The following is a 1060-nucleotide window of genomic DNA, read 5'->3' as shown; positions in this document are numbered from 1 at the left end:
CCATAAAAAATCTATATTTTCTGACTCGGTTGCGTACTTCGAAAAAATAGGAATTTCACTTAGGGGTAAATAGTTCCAACAAGTTTGTATACCTTTTTCCGCTAAATGTACAGAACACTCATACCTATCAGATGGTTCTTTGAATATAATGGTAAAATAGTTCAAATAAACGTTCTGAGTTGAAAATATAATCTTAACGCCATACTTTTCTTCAATTTCCTGTAGCATTGTATAACACAGACTAGCGTTACATATATTCATTTCTAAAATCTTCTTTGTTTTCTGTAGGTGTTTATCAATTAACAATGAACGTACTATAGACATTCTTTTTGGGTTTATAACTTCCGTTTTCTCCGGTAAAGAATCTAATTTACTATTATTATAGGAGGGCAGAATCTCTAATTTCCTCCAATAATTAGTAAATAAACTCAGTACTCTACTCTTTTTTATTCTTATACCTAATTGTGTTTTTAAATGATTCTTATAATCTAAAATCACTTCTTCCTTCTTTTCTTCATCCATGTCACACAATTCACTTATTGTACGATTAAGAAGTAACGCTCCTCCCCCTATACTTGGGATTGGTTTAGTTCCCCCAAAGCTTAAAATACCAATGTCGCCTAAACTACCAACTGGCTTTCCATTTTGATAAGAAAACATTGCTTGTGCAGCATCATCGATGATATAAATATTATTTTCTCTAGCCCAGTCAATAATTTCTAAATCATCATGACATCCATACAAGTGCGTAAGAATAATTGCCTTTGTATTAGCATTCAAATGTTTTTTTATTTTATTAAGAGAAATTGAATGATTAGTGTTTAAATCAATTAATACAGGTTTTGCTCCCACAGTTAATATTGCTTCTATCACATTAGGACAATTAAAGTTTGATAGAATCACTTCATCTCCCTTTGCTACTTTTAAGTACTTTAAACCAACCACTAATGCAGATGTACCGCTATTAGTTAATATAATTTCTGCATCCGGATAAAGAGCTTGAAGACTTTTTTTAAGTTTAGAATCATTAGGTCTATATACACTTTTCAAAAAAAATACA

At 30.7% G+C, this 1060-nt stretch carries 1 protein-coding gene; it reads right to left on the bottom strand.

The features are described from left to right. Positions 1-1060: aminotransferase class V-fold PLP-dependent enzyme (locus tag ACQGSG_RS29155; RefSeq protein ID WP_426948779.1), on the bottom strand; the 1060-nt coding region annotated here is incomplete at both ends.

Source organism: Bacillus sp. GMa5/1, assembly GCF_050172015.1.
Lineage (GTDB): Bacteria > Bacillota > Bacilli > Bacillales > Bacillaceae_G > Bacillus_A > Bacillus_A cereus.
The sequence above is the reverse complement of the archived record's forward strand: the minus strand, read 5'-3'. Positions and strand labels throughout refer to the sequence as shown.